At 69.1% G+C, this 19,030-nt stretch carries 12 protein-coding genes and 2 rRNA genes (1 of these 14 only partly in view); 4 read left to right on the plus strand and 10 right to left on the minus strand.

Features of this window, described 5'->3' with window-relative positions:
- Positions 1–1,138: ribosomal RNA gene (locus AC1PLR_RS00780) — 23S ribosomal RNA — on the plus strand (it extends 1,742 nt beyond the left edge of the window).
- 151 nt (positions 1,139–1,289) lie between these two features.
- Positions 1,290–1,404 (plus strand): 5S ribosomal RNA (gene rrf, locus AC1PLR_RS00785).
- Positions 1,405–2,017: 613 nt separating this feature from the next.
- Here the strand turns inward: rrf and AC1PLR_RS00790 are convergent.
- From AC1PLR_RS00790 to AC1PLR_RS00830, 9 genes are all read right to left on the minus strand, one after another.
- Positions 2,018–3,118, minus strand: a complete 1,101-nt coding sequence (locus AC1PLR_RS00790) for an alginate lyase family protein (protein ID WP_481102342.1) — start codon at positions 3,116–3,118, stop codon at positions 2,018–2,020.
- A 372-nt stretch (positions 3,119–3,490) separates the two neighbouring features.
- Positions 3,491–4,846, minus strand: coding sequence for a substrate-binding domain-containing protein (locus AC1PLR_RS00795; protein WP_481102343.1), 1,356 nt, complete (start codon positions 4,844–4,846; stop codon positions 3,491–3,493).
- Between the two features lie 144 nt (positions 4,847–4,990).
- Positions 4,991–5,866: a methylglyoxal synthase gene (locus AC1PLR_RS00800; RefSeq protein WP_481102344.1), complete on the minus strand. Its 876-nt coding sequence runs from the start codon at positions 5,864–5,866 to the stop codon at positions 4,991–4,993.
- 104 nt (positions 5,867–5,970) lie between these two features.
- Complete coding sequence (locus tag AC1PLR_RS00805; protein ID WP_481102345.1) at positions 5,971–7,026, minus strand: glycoside hydrolase family 5 protein; 1,056 nt, start codon at positions 7,024–7,026, stop codon at positions 5,971–5,973.
- 190 nt (positions 7,027–7,216) lie between these two features.
- Positions 7,217–8,269, minus strand: coding sequence for a glycoside hydrolase family 5 protein (locus AC1PLR_RS00810; RefSeq protein WP_481102346.1), 1,053 nt, complete (start codon positions 8,267–8,269; stop codon positions 7,217–7,219).
- 273 nt (positions 8,270–8,542) lie between these two features.
- Entirely contained in the window at positions 8,543–9,601 is a 1,059-nt protein-coding gene (locus AC1PLR_RS00815; protein WP_481102347.1) for a glycoside hydrolase family 5 protein, read from the minus strand.
- Between the two features lie 411 nt (positions 9,602–10,012).
- Entirely contained in the window at positions 10,013–11,503 is a 1,491-nt protein-coding gene (locus AC1PLR_RS00820; protein ID WP_019799606.1) for an FAD-dependent oxidoreductase, read from the minus strand.
- Between the two features lie 124 nt (positions 11,504–11,627).
- A complete protein-coding gene (gene gltB / locus AC1PLR_RS00825) occupies positions 11,628–16,085 on the minus strand; it encodes a glutamate synthase large subunit (RefSeq protein WP_481102348.1) in 4,458 nt (1,485 codons plus the stop codon).
- Between the two features lie 192 nt (positions 16,086–16,277).
- A complete protein-coding gene (locus tag AC1PLR_RS00830; protein ID WP_010342269.1) occupies positions 16,278–16,673 on the minus strand; it encodes an I78 family peptidase inhibitor in 396 nt (131 codons plus the stop codon).
- Between the two features lie 289 nt (positions 16,674–16,962).
- Here AC1PLR_RS00830 and AC1PLR_RS00835 point away from each other — a divergent pair, with 289 nt between their 5' ends.
- Positions 16,963–18,192, plus strand: coding sequence for a DNA topoisomerase IB (locus tag AC1PLR_RS00835; protein WP_481102349.1), 1,230 nt, complete (start codon positions 16,963–16,965; stop codon positions 18,190–18,192).
- Positions 18,193–18,237: 45 nt separating this feature from the next.
- Here AC1PLR_RS00835 and AC1PLR_RS00840 read toward each other — a convergent pair whose 3' ends face one another.
- Entirely contained in the window at positions 18,238–18,594 is a 357-nt protein-coding gene (locus AC1PLR_RS00840; protein ID WP_010342267.1) for a hypothetical protein, read from the minus strand.
- Between the two features lie 139 nt (positions 18,595–18,733).
- Here AC1PLR_RS00840 and AC1PLR_RS00845 point away from each other — a divergent pair, with 139 nt between their 5' ends.
- On the plus strand, positions 18,734–18,967 hold the full coding sequence (locus AC1PLR_RS00845) for a hypothetical protein (RefSeq protein ID WP_019797504.1): 234 nt from the start codon (positions 18,734–18,736) through the stop codon (positions 18,965–18,967).
- Positions 18,968–19,030 lie beyond the last annotated feature (63 nt).

A 19,030-nucleotide genomic window follows, 5' to 3' on the forward strand; every position in this document is an offset into this window, starting at 1 on the left:
GCTGCGACTGTTTATCAAAAACACAGCACTCTGCAAACACGAAAGTGGACGTATAGGGTGTGACGCCTGCCCGGTGCTGGAAGGTTAATTGATGGGGTCAGCCGCAAGGCGAAGCTCTTGATCGAAGCCCCAGTAAACGGCGGCCGTAACTATAACGGTCCTAAGGTAGCGAAATTCCTTGTCGGGTAAGTTCCGACCTGCACGAATGGCGTAACGACAGCGGCGCTGTCTCCACCCGAGACTCAGTGAAATTGAAATCGCTGTGAAGATGCAGCGTTCCCGTGGCAAGACGGAAAGACCCCGTGAACCTTTACTATAGCTTTACACTGAACGTTGAGTTCGTCTGTGTAGGATAGGTGGGAGGCTATGAAACTGTGGCGCTAGCTGCAGTGGAGCCATCCTTGAAATACCACCCTGTCGTGCTTGACGTTCTAACCTAGGTCCGTAATCCGGATCGGGGACCGTGTATGGTGGGTAGTTTGACTGGGGCGGTCTCCTCCTAAAGAGTAACGGAGGAGCACGAAGGTACGCTCAGCGCGGTCGGACATCGCGCACTGTGTGCAAAGGCATAAGCGTGCTTGACTGCAAGATCGACGGATCAAGCAGGTACGAAAGTAGGTCTTAGTGATCCGGTGGTTCTGTATGGAAGGGCCATCGCTCAACGGATAAAAGGTACTCCGGGGATAACAGGCTGATACCGCCCAAGAGTTCATATCGACGGCGGTGTTTGGCACCTCGATGTCGGCTCATCACATCCTGGGGCTGTAGTCGGTCCCAAGGGTATGGCTGTTCGCCATTTAAAGTGGTACGCGAGCTGGGTTCAGAACGTCGTGAGACAGTTCGGTCCCTATCTGCCATGGGCGTTGGAGATTTGAGAGGGGCTGCTCCTAGTACGAGAGGACCGGAGTGGACGAACCTCTGGTGTTCCGGTTGTCACGCCAGTGGCATTGCCGGGTAGCTATGTTCGGAAGCGATAACCGCTGAAAGCATCTAAGCGGGAAGCGCGCCTCAAGATGAGATCTCCCGGGACACAAGTCCCCTAAAGGAACCATGTAGACTACGTGGTTGATAGGTCAGGTGTGTAAGTGCAGCAATGCATTGAGCTAACTGATACTAATGATCCGTGCGGCTTGACCATATAACCTCAAGATGCTTCCTCGAAGCATCCCTTAGCGCGACACACGTCGATCGCTCTCACTCGCTCGCTACATCACACCCCATGAGAGGCTGGCGCCTGCCGTCCTCGGTCACACGACCGATCGACCGCACGGCGACACTCCAACCGTCTCCCTGGTGAAATTAGCGCTGTGGAACCACCCGATCCCATCCCGAACTCGGAAGTGAAACGCAGCTGCGCCGATGGTAGTGTGGCTCAAGCCATGCGAGAGTAGGTCATCGCCAGGGGCTTTACCCCAAATCCCCGTCCGAATGGACGGGGATTTTTTATTGCGCGCGGAAAAACGATCCGACGCGCGCAGGCGAGCGGGGACGGGCGAAACCTCGTTCTCTCTTCTCCCGTCGGGACCATGGCCCCCTTCTTGGGGGAAGGTGCCCCGAAGGGGCGGATGAGGATGCGGGCGAAGCCTCGCAATGACGGATCGGCGAGGCGCTGCGCGCGCCGCACCCTCACCCCAACCCCTCTCCCGGGGGGAGAGGGGCGCGGTTCTCCCTTCTCCCGTCGGGACCGGCCCCCTTTGCGGGGGAAGAGGGCTGGATGAAGGAGCTGGCGAAGCCTCGCAATGACGGATCGGCGAGGCGCTGCGCGCCGTACCCTCACCCCAACCCCTCTCCCGGCGGGAGAGGGGCTCGGTTCTCCCTTCTCCCGTCGGGACCGGCCCCCCTTATCCGGGAGAGGTGCACCGCAGGGCGGATGAGGCCAAACCGCGCGACCATCTCCCGCGCCGCTGTGCCGCGCGATGAGATGTGCGATGGCTCGCATCGAGACCTGTCGCGTCGCGGACCCTACGTGATGCGTGGCTGAGCACCGGCATTCCGATGCCGGCGGAGTCGACGGGAGCTAGCGCGGTGAATCGGGCAACGTGCTGATCGCCAGGCGCCAGGGTGGCGTCCCGTGTCCGAGTTGCTGTGCCAGTTGCGCGCAAGCAGGGTCGTAGGCCGCTGCAAGCACCAGCAGCGGCACCGCGCCTTCGGCCGCGTAAGGTGCGCCGATCACATGACCCGCTTCGCCATTGGCCGAGCGTGCCTTGTCGAACGGTACCTGGCTGCCGACGAATTCGGCGTGGCTGCGATCGCCCCGCACATACGGCAGCAGCCAGTCGACGCTGCGTGCCAGCGATGCGCCGTTCGGTGCGCGCCAGTGGTACAGATCCTCGCCGCGTTCGGAGAACAGCAGTGCCAGCGTCACCAGCGGACGCAGGTCGTAGACGTGATAGGACAGCGCATCGCGTTCGACGAAATCGATGCTGCGGCCGTCGGGCAGCAGGTTGTCGGCGATCTGCTGGCGAAAGCCGGTGCGGGCGTAGTCCAGCAAGCGCTGATCGTCGAGCGCGGCGCCGATCATGCCCACGGTCTTCAGCCGGTGGCTGTGCCAGTTGTTGGTGGCGGTCTTGCGCTTGAGGTCGCGCGAGCCGATTTCGGCATCGGCGATCTTGCGCATCCACGCGTCGATGGCGTGGCGTTGTGCGTCCGGCAGCGTTGGGCGCACGATGCGGTACGCGAAGATCGCCGGTTCCAGCCCGGTCTCGTCGATCGGATTGCCGTTGGGCACATTGCGCGCGGCCCATTGCGCGAGTTGGTCGCCGGCGGCCAGCGCGTCGGCGCGCTCGCCGTCCAGGGCGTAGCGCAGCGCCAGCGCCTGGATGCGCGGCATGTCGCCCAGGCTGGTTTCGGTTGCCGCCTTCACTGGATCGCCGCGCAGGCGACCGCCGGTGCTCAGGGTGTCGAGCGGATGTGCGCCCTGCGCGCGTGCCGCATCGGCCAGTCGGGCCTGCGCTGCCTCGACCTGCCGCCAGGCCGGATCGGTGGCGGCCGACGCATGCAGCCGTTGCCATTGCTCCGCGGTCGGCCACAGCCGTTGTACCGCGGCGGCGGGCGTGCTGTGGGTCAGCACGAGTCCGGCAAGCATCACGCCGAGAACGGCGTGCGATGAGCGAAGCATGGCGATCTCCGGAAGCGCTGGCGAGGGTGTCGGGCGACTGTAGGCGCGATGCGGTGAACGCCGGATGGCCCGAGTCCGGGAGCACGGTCGCCAGCATGCGCTCGCCGGTGCGCGGATGGCGACGGGTCGTATCGGCGCCAGCGCGGCGTCACGCGCGCGCGGCTGCCAATGCCTGACAACGCGCTGACCTCCCATCTTCCGCCGGCGAGGGCGCTCCGTACCCTCACCCCAACCCCTCTCCCGACGGGAGAGGGGCTTTGGCGTTTCCTTCTCCTCTCGGGACCACGGCTTGCTTTTCGGGGAAAGGTTCCGGAGGGGATGAGCGGTCGAGCGACGTCGTACCTAACCGGCCGCAACCACGCTCCGGCTGTCCTATCGCGCCCGATCCAGCAGCCACACTTCGACGCGTTCGTTGCGCGCCTTGGCCGCCGCGTCCTCACCGCCGATCAGCGGACGCAGTGCGCCGAGACCGCGTACCCGTTCCACTGCGACACCGCGTTGCACCAGGTAGGCGGCGACCACGTCGGCGCGGTCGTTGCTGGCGATGGTCGGGTACAGGCGGTTGGCGCTGTCCGGTGTGGCGAAGCCGATCACCGCCAGGGCGCGGCCGTGCATCGCCGGCTGTTGCATGAAGGCGACCAGCCGGTCGAGATCCTGTGCGCTGCGCGCTTCGTACATGCCATTGAGCGACTGCAGGCTGAAACGCAGCGTGGTGGTCAGGCGCCGGGCACCGGCGCTGGCCTGGACATAGGTGCCGTCCGCGCGGGTCGCGGCGGTGGCGCCGTGCGGTGTGGCCGGGTCGACGTCGATCGTCATGGCGATCGGGCCGAGTCGGCGCACCACCCGTTGCGCCTGCGGGCCGATCGCGTACAGCGCCAGGCTGCGGCCGAGCGCCGACATCATCTGGCCGCCGTACAGGCTGTAGCGCTGGACCAGCGGATAGTCCTCGCCGCGCACGGCGGCGTCGGTCGGGAGCACGGCGATACCGCCGTCGGCGATGGCCAGTGCGCGCGTCCCGGCCGGCACCGGCGTGGTCAGGCCGACGACCGCCAAGGCGTCGGGATGGCCGGCGACGGCGCGTGCCGCCTCGGCCAGGTCGGCATGCAGGACGTTCCCCGGCGTGCGCAGTGCCGGCAGCGCCAGGCGTTCGCGCAGGAAGTCGTCGAGACCGCCGGGAATGGCACTGCGGTGCAGCGCGATCGGCAGGTCCGCGCCGCCGAGTTGCGACCAGCGCGTCGTCCGGCCGCTGAGGATGTCGCGCAGTTGCGCGACGCTCAGCGCGGCGATGGGGTTGTCGGCGGCGACCAGCACCCGCGCGCCATCCAGGGCGACGACGAACTGCTGGTCCGGCGACCCCAGGTCGCCGAGCTGCCAGGCGGCCTCGCGTTCGTGCGCATCGGGCTGGCGCGCCAGCATCGCCAGTTCGGCGTCGCCATGCACCAGGTCGGCGAAGCCGGCGGCCGCGCCGGTGCCGGCGATCTCCACCACCAGCGGCGCCTCGTCGCGGACCGCGGCGATCTCCAGCGTCGTCGCATCGACGCGATGCCGCTGCAGTTGCCGGTAGCCCATGCTCTGCAGCCAGGATTCCACCAGCGCCGGCATCAGCCGCGCGCCGAGGCTGTTGGAGCCGTGCACGCGCAGGCGTTCGGCCGGTTGTGCGGACGCGGCCGGTGACGCGCACAGCATTGCCGCGCCGAGCAGCAACAGGCGCAGGGTGAAACGCAACATGGGATCCCCCCTGGGATCTGGACAGGCGCGGCAGTGTTGGCGATCGGCGTGTGACTGTGCGCATGGTCACGCACGACACCGCTGCGTCGCGGCGTGTCCTGCAGACGGTCAACGCGCGACGCGAGCGCGCGGGACCGTCGAACCTCAGGCCGATCCGAGCCGGCGTTCGGCGGCCTGCGCCCAGCGCGCGGCGATCGCCGGCGAGGTGATGCACACGGCGCTGTCGGTGACCGTGGTGACCGCGCGTTCCAGCAACTGGATGTCGGCCTCGTGCTGACGCGCGACGTGTGGATCCTCGAAGAAGATCGCGCGGTGGCAGCGCCGTTCCAGGACGCGATCGGCGATCTGCGCGTCGCCGCCCATCGGACCGCTCTGGTAGCGGTGCACCCAGTCCTGGCCCTGCGGCCAGCCGCGGCTCCAGGCCAGTTCGTTGAGCCGCTGACCGGTGGTGCCGGTGGCCACGCGCTCGGCGAAGCGCGACAGCAGGTCGAAATGTTCGCTGGCGAAGGCCAGCATCTGCGGCTTCATCGCATCGTGGGCGATCAGCGCCAGGGTCTGCCGCGGCAGCGTATAGAGATCGTCGGCGCCGGGATCCGGTGACAACGCGGCGTGGATGCGCTCCATCTCGACCCAGTCGCGGGCGCTGGCCACGGTGGAAATGAACGGCTTGCCGTGGATCACGCACTGGCGCTTGAGCGCGATCGCCTCGGGGAAGATCGAGGACGGGTCGACCGGATCGATCAGGTAGATGGCACCGTCCAGGGTCCGCTCGGCGCCTTCCAGGCCCACGACCTCGGCCACCAGCTTCATCAGTCCGCCCTCGCGGCCGAATGGGTAGCGCCTGAGGCCGGCATGGCCGGCCAGCAGGCCGGCACGAACGATCGCTTCGTGGGTACGGCCGACCGCGTGCAGGCCGAGCTGCAATTCGCGGATACCGGCTTCGCTGGCGCGCAGCCAGCGGAACAGCGCGGCATCCTTGCCCTGGTGGTGCAGTCGGTTGGCGGCCAGGCCCAGGCGCATGCGTCGATCCGTACGGGAAAGGTGCGACAGTCTGCGCCCGATGGCGGTGTCGACTCAATCGCCGCGATCGCCGGGCCGCCGCTGCGGACCCGGCGTTGCTGCAGTCACTGCGTGACTTGCTGGGCGCGCACCGCCAGTACGTCCATCTGCGGCTTGTCGGCACCGCTCTTGTCCGGCTGCAGGTTGAACGCGTAGTCGCTGCGCCACCACGCGCCGCCGGCCCAGGCGGTCCAGCCCAGCCAGACGTCGCCATTGTCGTGGACGTAGCCGAGCATGGTGTCCAGCGCGGCCAGGCAGGTGGGGTCGCTGCTGCCGCCGAACTCGCCGAGGAAGCCGCGATAGCCATTGGCGCGCAGCCATTGGGTGAACGCTTGCAGGCGTTCCGCGCCGATGCTGGTGCTGACGCAGGCGGCACTGGTGCCGGAGGAGTCGGCATCCAGATACTGGTGCACCTCGAACGCCAGGTTGGCGGCCGGGTCGTGGACCGTCAGCAATCCCTGCGCGTTGGACACGCCGTACCAGGTGCTGTTCCAACTGTGCGCGCCGCTGAAGGCGGTGCCGGGCACCAGGATCAGGTTGTCGGCACCGGTGCCGCGGATCGCGTCGATCGCTGCCTGCGCGATGGCGGCCCAGTCGCCGGAGGCGAGGCCATTGGGTTCGTTCATCAGCCCGAACACCACGCTGCCGTCGTTGCCGAACACCAACGCCAGGCGCCGCCACAGATCGGCCAGCGCCGCCGCCGGCACCGCGTCGCCGCCGATGCGTACGCCGTCGTACTTGGCGTAGTTGTGCACGTCGAGGATCAGTTGCAGGTCGTAGCGCTTGGCGCGTTCGACGGCGGTGCGCAGGGCGTCGAGTTGTGCCGCATCGAGCGGCCCGCCGGCCTGCGGCTGCAGCCGTTCCCACAGGAACGGCAGGCGCACGATGTTCATGCCCTGCGCCGCGGTGTACGCATAGTCGGCGTCGGTGGGATACACGTAGTCCTTGAACAGCACGCCTGGCTTTTTCGCGGAGTTGAATTCGGCGCCGGCCAGGTTGATGCCGGCGTAGCGCAGCGTCTGCTGCGCGTGGGCGAACGGCGCGCAGGCGGCCAGGAGCAGGCACAGCGCGGCGCGCTGCCGCCACTGCGGGGAACGGGAAACACGGGTCATGCGTGGCATGGCGGATCCTTCGTGGGGAAGAGCGGCAGGCGCCACCGCGATGCGGCGTGCGCGGCCGTGCACAACGCTGCAATCGCCATGCCAGAGCGATCGTCGTCGTGGGAAATGTGCGACGCATTGCACGTCGCACGTCATGCGTTCGCGCGCACCGCGTTGTGCGCGTTCGTCACTCTTGCGGCGTCGGTCGCGCTCAGCGCGTGATGCGCTGCGCCCAGGGCGCGAGGATCGCCATCTGCGGACGGTCGTGGCCGTCGGCGTCGGGCTCCACATTGAACGGATAGTCGGCGCGCCACCAGGCGCCGCCTGCCCAATAGCTCCAGCCTAGCCACAGCGTCGGGTGCTGGGCGATGTCGGCGAGCATGCCATCGAGCGCGCGGCGGCACACCGGATTGTCGGCGGCGGCGAATTCGCCGAGGAAGCCGAGGTGGCCGGTCTCCTGCAACCATCCGGTGAACGCACGCAGGCGTTCGACGCCGATGTCGTCGCTGACGCAGACCGGGCTGGTGCCGCTGGAATCGGCATCGAGGTATTGATGCACTTCGATCGCCATGCGCTGCAGCGGGTCGTGCAGCGCGGCCAGCGCGCTGGCGTTCGAGGTGCCGCCCACCGGGGTGTACCAGCTATGCGCGCCGGTCCACAGCGCGCCCGGCACCAGGATCAGGTTGCTGGCGCCGGTGGCGCGGATCGCGTCGACCGCGGCCTGTGCGGCGGCGGCCCATGCGGCCGGCGTGATGCCGTTGGGCTCGTTCATCAGCCCGAACACCACCGCATTGTCGCTGCCGTAGGCGCTCGCCAGACGCTGCCACAGGTCGACGAAGGCGGCGACCGGCAGGCCGGTGCTGCCGACGAGGCGGCCGTCGTAGCGCGCGTAGTTGTGGATGTCCACGATCACGTACATGCCCTGCGCCTTGGCCTGCTGCACGGCGTCGTCGAGCAACGCCAGTTGCGCGGCGTCCAGCGGCCCTTGCGGTTGCGGCTGCAGGCGTTCCCAGCGCACCGGCAGGCGCAGCAGGTTCATGCCCTTGCCGGCGAAATAGGTGTAGTCGCTGCTGCGCGGATAGGTGTAGTCGACACCGACCACGCCGGGGATCTTCGACGGCGCGATCTCGGCGCCGGACAGGTTGACGCCGGCAAGACGCAGCGCTTGCTGCGCGTGCAACGGGACGAGCGGAACGGACAGGCACAGCAGCAGGGCGGCACGCCAGGCGTGCCGCGACCGCCGCCGCAAGATGCGCGCGATCATGCTGGATCTCCTTCGGCATCAGAGGGGGAACCCGGCCGATGCAGAGAGAGCAGCCGGGCTGATGACAACGGTGTGCGGACACCGTAGTGCATTGCCGAGGTCAGGGCGATACGTCGCAGGTGCGCATGCATGGATCTGTGCGGCGATTGGCAACGCGATCCGGTACTGGATCGCGCTGCATGCGCTGTGCCTGGTGTGTGGGTCGCTGATGCTGCACGACGCGGTGCGGGGATGCGCAAGGCGTTGCCGGCATGCAGCGCCGGCAACGGCGGCTCACTTCTTGCCGGTGATCTGGCGCGCGTACTTGGACAGGATTTCCATCTGCGGCTTCTCGCTGCCGTCCTTGCCGGGTTGCACGTTGAACGGATAGTCGGGCTTCCACCACGCGCCGGCCGCCCACCAGGTCCAGCCCAGGATCACGTCGTCGTTCTTCTGCATGTAGCTGAGCATGTTCTCCAGCGCCTCATTGCAGGTGGGCGTATTCGCGGTGGCGAACTCGCCGATGAAGCCGACCTTCTTGTTCTCGCGCAACCAGCTGACGAATCCGGCCAGCTTCTCGGCGCCGGCGGTGGCGCTAACGCACTCGCCCTTGGTGCCGCTGTTGTCGCGGTCCAGGTACTGGTGCGCTTCGAACGCCATGCGGTTGCGCGGATCCTTCAGCGGCTGCAGGGCAACCGCGTTCGGCGTGCCGTAGGCGGTGCTTCGCCAGCTGTGTGCGCCGGTGTAGGCGGTGCCCGGCACCAGGATCAGGTTGTTGGCGCCGGCCTTGCGGATGGCATCGATCGCCGCCTGCGCCGCACTGGCCCAGTCGGTCGAGGACACCGCGTTGGGCTCGTTCATCAGCCCGAAGATGACGTTGTCGTCGCCCTTGAACTCCTTGGCCAGGCGCCGCCACAGATCGGCGAACACGTCGTCGGGGGCGCCCTCGCTGCCGACCAGCGCGCCGTTGTACTTGGCGTAGTTGTGCGGATCCAGGATCAGGTACAGGCGGTTGGCCTTGGCCTGCTCCACCGCCTTCTTCAACAGCGCCAGTTGCGCCGGGTCGAACTCGCCCTTGGCGGTGGGCTGCAGGCGTTCCCACAGGAACGGCAGGCGGATGGTGTTCATGCCCTTGCTGGCGAAGTAGCTGTAGTCGCTGGCGGTCGGGTAGGTGTAGTCCTTGTAGAGCACGCCGGGCTTCTTGCCGGAGTTGAACTCGGCGCCGGACAGGTTGACGCCGGCGTACTTGAGCACGCTGCGGCCTTCGGCGGCGGCGTTGCAGGCGACGGTGGCGAGCAGCAGCGCCAGCGGCAGGGAACGCCAGCGCGGGGAACACGACGAGGAAAGCGACATGGGGGAGCTTCCTGGAGTGAAGGGGGAGCGCCGCCCGCTCGGGGGTGCGGACGGCAGGCGCAAGCGTGCAAGGATCGCCCCCATGACCGCCAGCTTGGACGCACCCGTGTTAGCCGGGCATTCACCTGGAACAGACAGGCCGTGCGCGGACGCCAGCCGGCATCACAGCGCACGCGTGGTGCAACTGGCAGTGGCGGCGTGACCGCGGTCGCGATGACCGCCTGCCCGGGCGTGCAGCGATGGCAGAGCGGGGTGTTCGTCACGCCAGCGACGCTGCGCGCAGCCTGTTCCCGGCGCGTGCTGGCGTACGGGATCGAGGATGCCGCCTTCGGCCGCTTCCGCCGATCCCGCAAGGTTTGCCGTCGCCGTCGTCCCGAACGCCCGACTTCTGTCGAAGTCCGGGCGGGGAGCTCAGGCGGCTGCCTGGGTCGTCACCGGCAGGCGGTTGCCGATCCATTCGGCGATGCTGGCCGCGGCATCGCGGCCTTCGGCCACGGCGGTCACCACCAGGTCGGCGCCGCGCACGGCGTCGCCCCCGGCGAACAGCTTCGGGTTGGTGGTCTGGTACGGCAGGCGGCCGCTGCCGTCGGACTCGCCGCCGCCGGCGAGGATGCGGCCGTTGGCGGTGCCTTCCACGCCCTGCGCCGCCAGCCACTCCGGCACGCTCGGCGAGAAGCCGAAGGCGATGATCACCACGTCCGCGTCCAGCAGCGATTCGCTGCCTTCCACCGGCACCGCGGCCTGGCGCCCGCGCGCATCCGGCTCGCCCAGACGGGTCTGCACCACGCGCACGCCGACCAGGTTGCCGGCGGCATCGGCTTCCACCGCCAGCGGCTGGCGGTTGAACAGGAAGCGCACGCCTTCCTCGCGCGCATTGGCCACCTCGCGCGCCGAGCCGGGCATGTTGGCCTCGTCGCGGCGGTAGGCGCAGGTGACCTTGGCCGCACCGAGGCGGATCGCGCTGCGCACGCAATCCATGCCGGTGTCGCCGCCGCCGAGCACGACCACGCGCTTGCCGCTCAGGTCGGGCAGCGCGATCTTGTCTTCCCAGCCGGCGATCGGCCGGCCCCAGGGATCGTTGCCGCCGACGATGCGGCTGTTCTGCACCAGGAACGGCAACGCCGGCAGCACGCCGGGCAGATCCTGGCCAGGCAGGCCGCCATCGGTGTAGCGGTAGGCGCCGGTGCCCAGGAACACCGCGTCGTACTCCTCGAGCAACTGCTCCAGGCTCACGTCGCGGCCGATCTCCACACCCAGCCGGAACTGCACGCCCATGCCTTCGAGCACCTCGCGGCGCTTGCCGATCACGCTCTTGTCCAGCTTGAAGCTGGGGATGCCGAACTGCAGCAGCCCGCCGATCTGCTCGTAGCGGTCGTACACCACCGCCTGGATGCCGGCGCGGGCCAGGCGGTCGGCGCAGCTCAGCCCGGCCGGGCCGGCGCCGATCACCGCCACGCGCTTGCCGGTGGGCTCGACCTGGCTCAGGTCCGGGCGCCAGCCGTTGTTGAGCGCGGTATCGACGATGTACTTCTCGACCGCGCCGATGGTGACCGCGCCGAATTCCTCCAGCGTGCAACTGCCTTCGCACAGCCGATCCTGCGGGCACACCCGGCCGCACACTTCCGGCAGCGGGTTGGTGCTGTGGCACAGCGCTGCGGCCTCTTCGATGCGGTTTTCCTGCACCAGCTGCAGCCACTGCGGGATGGCGTTGTGCACCGGACACTTCCAGCTGCAGTACGGGTTGCCGCAATCCAGGCAGCGCCCGGCCTGGTACTGCGCATCGGCCTTGTCGAACTTGCCGTACAGCTCGTTCCAGTCGCCGGAGGTACGCAGTTCCACCGGGATGCGCTGCGGCATCTGCCGCGGCAGGTCGAGGAACTGGAAGGCGTGTTTGCGGCTCATAGGGCTGGGAATCGCGAATGGGGAATGGGGAATCGGAAAAGCGGGTCTGCGTGAGCGGAAGGGGAGCTGGCGAGCCGGGCTGTGACCATTCCCGATTCTCCATTCCCCATTCCCGGCACCACCATCAAGCGGCGCGCCGCAGCGACTCGGTCAACGACTCGATGCTCGCCGCCTTCGGTTTGACCAGCCAGAACTTGCCGACGTAGTCGCGGAACTCGTCGAGGATCTGCTGCGCCCAGATGCTGCCGGTCAGTTCGCGGTGGCGGCTGATCAGCTTGTGCAGGTGCTGGCGGTGGCTCTCGAAGCCTTCGGCGGAGATGCGGTGGATGTCGATCAGTTCGTGGTTGTAGCGGTCGACGAAGTCGCGGTCCACGTCGAGCACGTAGGCCAGGCCGCCGGTGAAGCCGGCGCCGAAGTTCAGGCCGACCTTGCCCAGCACCAGCACGATGCCGTCGGTCATGTACTCGCAGCAGTGGTCGCCGGCGCCCTCGATCACCGCCAGCGCGCCGGAGTTGCGAACCGCGAAGCGCTCGCCGGCGCGGCCGGCGGCGTACAGTTCGCCGCCGGTGGCGCCGTACAGGCAGGTGTTGCCGATGATCGCGGTGCTGCGCGCCTCGAAACGCGCGCCGCGCGGCGGACGCACCACCAGGCGGCCGCCGGCCATGCCCTTGCCGACGTAGTCGTTGGCCTCGCCTTCCAGTTCCAGGTGCAGGCCGCCGGCGTTGAACGCGCCGAAGCTCTGCCCGGCCGAGCCGCGGAAGCGCAGGGTCAGCGGCGCATCGTCCATGCCGTGGTTGCCGTGGACGCGGGCGATGGCGCCGGACAGGCGCGCGCCGATCGAGCGGTCGGTGTTGTGGATCAGGAAGCGATGGTCGCCGCCGCGCTTGTGCGCGATGGCGTCGGCGAGCAGGCCGTCCATCTGCGTGGCCAGGCTGTCCGGCGATTCGTACAGGCGCTGCGCGGCGCAGTGGCCGCCGTCGTGGCGCACGTCCTTGAGCAGCCGCGACAGGTCCACGCGCACGCCTTCGCGCGGCGAGATGTCCAGTTGCTGCAGCAGTTCGGTGCGGCCGACGATCTCGTCCAGCGAGCGCACGCCCAGGTACGACAGCCACTGCCGCACTTCCTCGGCCAGCAGCCGGAAGAAGTTCTCCACGCGCTCGGGCAGGCCGACGAAGTGGTTGGCGCGCAGGCGCTCGTCCTGCGTGGCCACGCCGGTGGCGCAGTTGTTGAGGTGGCAGATGCGCAGGTACTTGCAGCCGAGCACGATCATCGGCCCGGTGCCGAAGCCGAAGCTGTCCGCGCCCAGGATCGCGGCCTTGACCACGTCCAGCCCGGTCTTCAGGCCGCCGTCGGTCTGCAGGATGGTGCGCGTGCGCAGGTCGTTGGCGACCAACGCCTGGTGCGACTCGGCCACGCCCAGTTCCCACGGCACGCCGGCATAGCGGATCGAGCTGACCGGGCTGGCACCGGTGCCGCCGTCGTGGCCGGACACGGTGATCAGGTCGGCGCCGGCCTTGACCACGCCGGCGGCGATGGTGCCCACGCCGGCATGGCTGACCAGCTTCACCGACACCAGCGCGCTGGGATTGACCTGCTTGAGGTCGTAGATCAGCTGCGCCAGGTCTTCGATCGAGTAGATGTCGTGGTGCGGCGGCGGCGAGATCAGGCCGATGCCCGGCTTGGCGTAGCGCAGCCGCGCGATCAGTTCGTTGACCTTGTGCCCGGGCAACTGGCCGCCTTCGCCGGGCTTGGCGCCCTGCGCGACCTTGATCTGCAGCACCTCGGCGTTGACCAGGTATTCGGGGGTGACGCCGAAGCGGCCGGACGCCACCTGCTTGATCTTGGAGCGCTTCTCGGTGCCGTAGCGCGCCGGGTCTTCGCCGCCTTCGCCGGAGTTGCTGCGCCCGCCGAGGCGGTTCATCGCGATCGCCAGCGCCTCGTGCGCCTCCGGCGACAGCGCGCCGAGGCTGATCGCGGCGGTGTCGAAGCGACGCAGCAGGTCCTCGGCCGGGGCGACCTCGTCCAGCGGGGTCGGCGTGGCCGCGCGCTTGAGTTGCAGCAGGTCGCGCAAAGCGGAGGCCGGGCGCCCGTGCACTGCGGCGGCGTAGGCGTCCCAGTCGGCCTGCAGGCCGCTGCGGGTGGCGCGCTGCAGGGTCAGCACCACGTCCGGGTTGTACATGTGGTACTCGCCGCCGTGCACGTACTTGAGCAGGCCGCCCACTTCCGGCTTGAGCAGGTCGTTCCAGGCGCGCGCGGCGAGCTGCCGCGCCTCGGTGTCCAGCCGCGCCAGGCCGACGCCGCCGATGCGCGCGGCGGTGTCCGGGAAGCACAGCGCCACCACGTCCGGATCCAGCCCGACGATCTCGAACAGCTGCGCGCCGCGGTAGCTGGCGATGGTGCAGATGCCCATCTTGGAGATGATCTTGGACAGGCCCTTGTAGATGCCCTTGCGGTACTTGCGGCCGATCTGGGTCTGTTCGCCGCCGCTCTTGAGCAGCAGGATGCCGCGCCGGCCCAGGTCGAACAGGGTTTGGTAGGCCAGGTACGGATACACCGCGGTGGCGCCGAAGCCGAGCAGGCAGGCCATGTGGTGCGGATCGCGCGCGGTGCCGGTCTCGATGATCAGGTTGACGTCGCAGCGCAGGCCCACCCGCGAGAGGTGGTGGTGCACCGCGCCGGTGGCCAGCAGCGCATGCGCCATCGGCCGCTCCGGCACCGGGTAGCGGTCGGTCAGCAGCAGCATGACCTTGCCGTCGCGCGCGGCCTGTTCGGCCTCGGCGCAGATGCGCTTGAGGCCCGCCTCCAGGCCTTCCTCGACGCTGTAGGACAGGTCGATCTGCGCGTTGCGGGTCTGGTACTGCGGCATCTTCAGCAACTGCCGCAGCTTGCGCTGGCTGAGCACCGGCGAGTTGAGGATGACGTGGTTCACCGTCTCCGGGCCGGCATGGAAGATGTTGGTCTCCTTGCCGAGCTGGGTGGTCAGCGACATCACGCAGTCTTCCCGCAACGGGTCGATCGGCGGGTTGGTGACCTGGGCGAAGGCCTGGCGGAAGTAGTCGTACAGCGGCCGGGTGTGGCGGCTGAGCACCGCCATCGGGGTGTCGTCGCCCATCGAGCCGGTGGCTTCCTGCTCGGTCTCGGCCAGCGGCCGCAGCACCTGCTCCACTTCCTCGGTGCTGAGCTGGAACAGCTTGTGGTAACTGCGCAGCGTGCGCTCGTCGAACGGCTCCTCGACCAGCGAGGGGTCGATCAGCTCGGTCTGCAGGTAGGTCACGCCCTGCTGCAGCCACTGCTTGTACGGGGCGCGGCCGCGGTTGATGCGGTCGATGGCATCGGAATCGAGCAGGTCGCCGCGCTTGAGGTCGATGGCCATCATCTCGCCGGGGCCGAGCTTGCCCTTGCGGGTGACGCGCTCGGCAGGCAGTTCCCACACGCCGGCTTCGGAGGCCACGAGGAAGTGCCGATCGGAGGTCAGCATCCAGCGCGCCGGGCGCAGGCCGTTGCGGTCGAGCATGCATGCGGCGTAGCGGCCGTCGCAGGCGACGATGCCGGCCGGGCCGTCCCACGGCTCGGTGTTGAGGCCGTAGAACTCGTAGAACGCGGCCAGGTCGGCGTCCTTGAACTCCAGCGACTGCGTGGCCGGCGGCACCAGGATGCGCAGCGCCTGCAGCAGGTCCATGCCGCCGGCGACCAGCAGCTCGAGCATGTTGTCCAGGCTCTGCGAATCGGAGCCGTGCATGGAGATCACCGGGTCGAACTCGGCGATGTCGAAGCGCGGGGTCTTCCACACCTTGCTGCGCGCCTGCGCCCAGTGCCGGTTGCCCTCGATGGTGTTGATCTCGCCGTTGTGGGCGAGCAGGCGGAACGGATGCGCCAGCGGCCAGCGCGGCAGCGTGTTGGTGGAGAAGCGCTGGTGGAACACGATGGCGCTGGAGGCCAGGTCGTTGCGCTGCAGGTCCGGGTAGAAGGTGCTGAGCTTGTCCGGCAGCACCATGCCCTTGTAGCTGATGCCGTTGGGCGAGAGCGTGGTGACGTAGAAATCGCCGACCTCGCGCAGGCGCTGCTCGGCGCGGCGGCGCGCCAGGAACAGGGCCAGGGCGAAGGCGTCCTCGCCCTGCTCGGCGCCGGCGTCGACGAACACCTGCTCGATCCGCGGCAGGGTGTCCTTGGCCAGTTGCCCGCACACCGCATCGTCGGTGGGGGTAAGGCGCCAGCCGCATGGCTGCGCGCCGACCCGACGCAGTTCCTCTTCCAGCACCTGCCGGCAACGCGCGGCGGCATCGGCATCGTCGCGCGGCAGGAACACGTTGCCGGCGGCGAAGCGCGCGCCGACGCTCAGGCCGGCCTCGCGCGCCAGCGCGCGCAGGAACGGCTCGGGTTTGCGGATCAGCAGGCCGCAGCCGTCGCCGGTGAGGCCATCGGCGGCGACGCCGCCGCGGTGGGTCATGCGCGACAGCGCGGCGATGGCGGTATCCACCAGCGCCCGCGAAGGTTGGTCGTCGAGTTGCGCGACCATGCCGAAACCACAGGCATCGCGCTCGTCTTGGGGGTCGTAGAGCCCGTGGCGGTTGCGGGGGGCCATGTCTGCCTCTGAAAGCGATCCGAAGGAACGCGGCGACACTCGCCCCCGCTCTATCCTGGAGCGCTTCTTGAGGTCACCGGAATCCCGACTAAAACATAGTTGGTGCGGTGCCGCAATACACCGTTACACCTGCAACTTCAGCGCTGGCGGCGGCCGTGTCGCCGCCGCCGCGCCGGGGTCTTGGCCGAGCGCTCAGCCGCAGCGAACGCCGGTGATCTGGTTCTTTTCGTCGACCTCGATGTTGAGCCGTTCGCCGTTGAACTCCATGGTCACCGCCTGGTTCGGCTTGAGCACGCGGGCGGTCTTGGCGCCGGTATCGCTGCGCGCCTGGTCCAGCAGCGCCGGAGCGAAGGTCTGGCCGACCAGGCCCTGCGCCTGCGAGGCATCGCAGCTGCCCACCGGCGGCGCGTCCGGCGCGTTGGCCGGGTCCGGCGCGGCGGCCTGCTGCGCGGCGGCCTGGGCCTTGGCGCTCACCTGTTCCTGCTCGTCCGGCGGCGGCGCGCCGCAGGCGGCCAGGGCCAGCGCCAGGCAGGCCGTGCCGAGCAGGCCGGCACGCGTGGACGCACGGGAGGAAAGGAGGTTGCTCATCGGGGCTCCTATGGATGGAGGGAAGGACGCGTGAAGCATAGAACGTGCGTCGCGCTTTGAGGCCACCCAGGGCCACCGGCGGCGAACGGCGCCGCCGGCGCGCCGGCCACGGGGATCCGGCCTTCCGGCGCGACGCACGTTCCAACGCCGGCAGCATCGGACATGGCGCGTTCGCCTCTCGTTAAGCGCTGCAGCCGGCCGGCATCACGTGCCGTAGCCGTTGCGCTGCCGACAATCCAGGCTCGTGGAACCGGCGGCGCGGGCCGCGGTTCCGGCTTCCGGAGGTCCGATGTCCACCCAGTCCCGTTCCACCGCCGCCGCCGAGGCCGCGCGTGCCCGGCAGTCCCGCCAGGCCGCCAGCAGCGCCGGCCTGGTCTATGTTAGCGACCAGGAGCCGGGCATCGTCCGCCGCCGTGCCGGCAAGGGTTTCAGCTACCGCCTGCCCGACGGCAGCGCGGTGCGCGACGCCGCCACCCTGCAGCGCATCCGCCAACTGGCGATCCCGCCGGCCTATACCGAGGTGTGGATCTGCACGCGCGACAACGGTCACCTGCAGGCCACCGGCCGCGACGCGCGCCGGCGCAAGCAGTACCGCTACCACGCCGACTGGGCGCAGGTGCGCGGCGACGGCAAGTTCGAGCGCATCGTCGCCTTCGGCCAGGCCTTGCCACGGCTGCGTCGGCGCCTGCGCCGCGACATGGCGCTGCCCGGCTACCCGCGCGACAAGGTGCTGGCGATGGTGGTGGCGCTGATGGCCGAGACCCTGGTGCGCGTGGGCAACGCCGAATACGCGCGCAGCAACCGCTCCTACGGCCTGACCACGCTGCGCAACCGCCACCTGGCCTTCGTGAAGGGCGGCCGTGCGCGGCTGCAGTTCCGCGGCAAGGGCGGCCAGGAGCACGACATCGAGGTCGACGACGTGCACCTGGTCAAGCTGATCCGCGGCTGCCAGCAACTGCCCGGGCAGGCGCTGTTCCAGTACCGCGACGACGACGGCCAGTTGCAGCCGGTGGATTCGGGCGAGGTCAACGACTATCTGCGCGAGGCGATGGGCGAGAGCTTCACCGCCAAGGACTTCCGCACCTGGGGCGGCACCCGCGCCGCGCTGCAGCGGCTGGCCGCGCTGCCGCTGCCCGACACCGGCGGCGAGCGCGCGCTGGCGCAGGCGCAGAATGCGGTGATCCGCGAGGTGGCCGAGGCGCTGGGCAACACCCCGGCGGTGTGCCGCAAGGCCTATATCGACCCGTGCGTGTTCGACGGTTGGCGCTGCGGCCGCCTGCACGGCCTGTGCGAGGGCGTGCGCGGCGAGCGGCAGTGGGATCTGATCACGCTGAAGTACCTGGGGCGGGCACGCACCGCGGCGCGCAAGGCGGCCAAGGCCGCTGGCCGTAACGCGGCCAAAGCGCCGCCCTTGCGCAAGGCCGCGCGGACCACGCGCAAGGGTGCGGTGGCAAGTACACAGGGCAGTGGTCACCGCAGCAAGCGCAAGGCCGCGCCCGCGGTGCGCAAGCGCGCCTGAGCGCCGTACCGCCGCAGATGCGGCGGCACGGCCCCGCGGTGCGGATCAGCCGCAATACACGGTGGTGATGTTGTTGGTCGGGCCGACTTCGACGGTCAGGCGGTCGCCGCCGGTTTCGCGGGCGCCGCGGTTGGCGCTGTCCACGCCGCTGGAGGTGGCGCCGTTGTCGGCGACGCTGCTCTTGACCACCTGCACCTTGAGGCTGTCGCTGTCGACGCGGGCGCGTTCGACGGTCATGCGCGAGGCGGCCAGGCCGACCGCGCCGCGGACCTTGTCGATATGGCACTGGCCGGAGATGACGCCGTCGATCGGCTGCACCTGCGCCACCTGGGTGGTGCTGCAGGCGCCGAGCAGCAGCACGGCGGCGAACGGGGCGAGGCGGGCAAGCGGGTGGCGGATCATGGGGCGTCTCCTTCGATCGATGGCGCGAGCCTGTCGCGGCGCATGTTTGCGCCGCATGAAGAGATCGCGCCGGCGGTTTCACCGGTCGTGGCCGCGGGCGGGGCCAGACTCGGGATTCCCCCAGCAACCGGAGCCGATCATGGCCACCTGCGATGTCTGCGGAAACGACTACGACCAGGCCTTCACCCTGACCCAGGGCGCGCGCAGCGGTACCTTCGATTCGTTCGAGTGCGCCATCCACGCCTTCGCCCCGCGCTGCAGCCATTGCGATTGCCGCATCGTCGGCCACGGCGTGCAGGCCGGCGAGCGCATGTTCTGCTGCGCGCACTGCGCCCAGCACGCCGGCGTCAGCGGTCTCGCCGACCGCGCCTGAGCGACGCCCGTTCCTTCCCTTCGAGGAGGGTTGCGCGACCGCGTCCTCCTCCCGCATCCGGAG

Source organism: Xanthomonas sp. NCPPB 3570 (assembly GCF_056725115.1).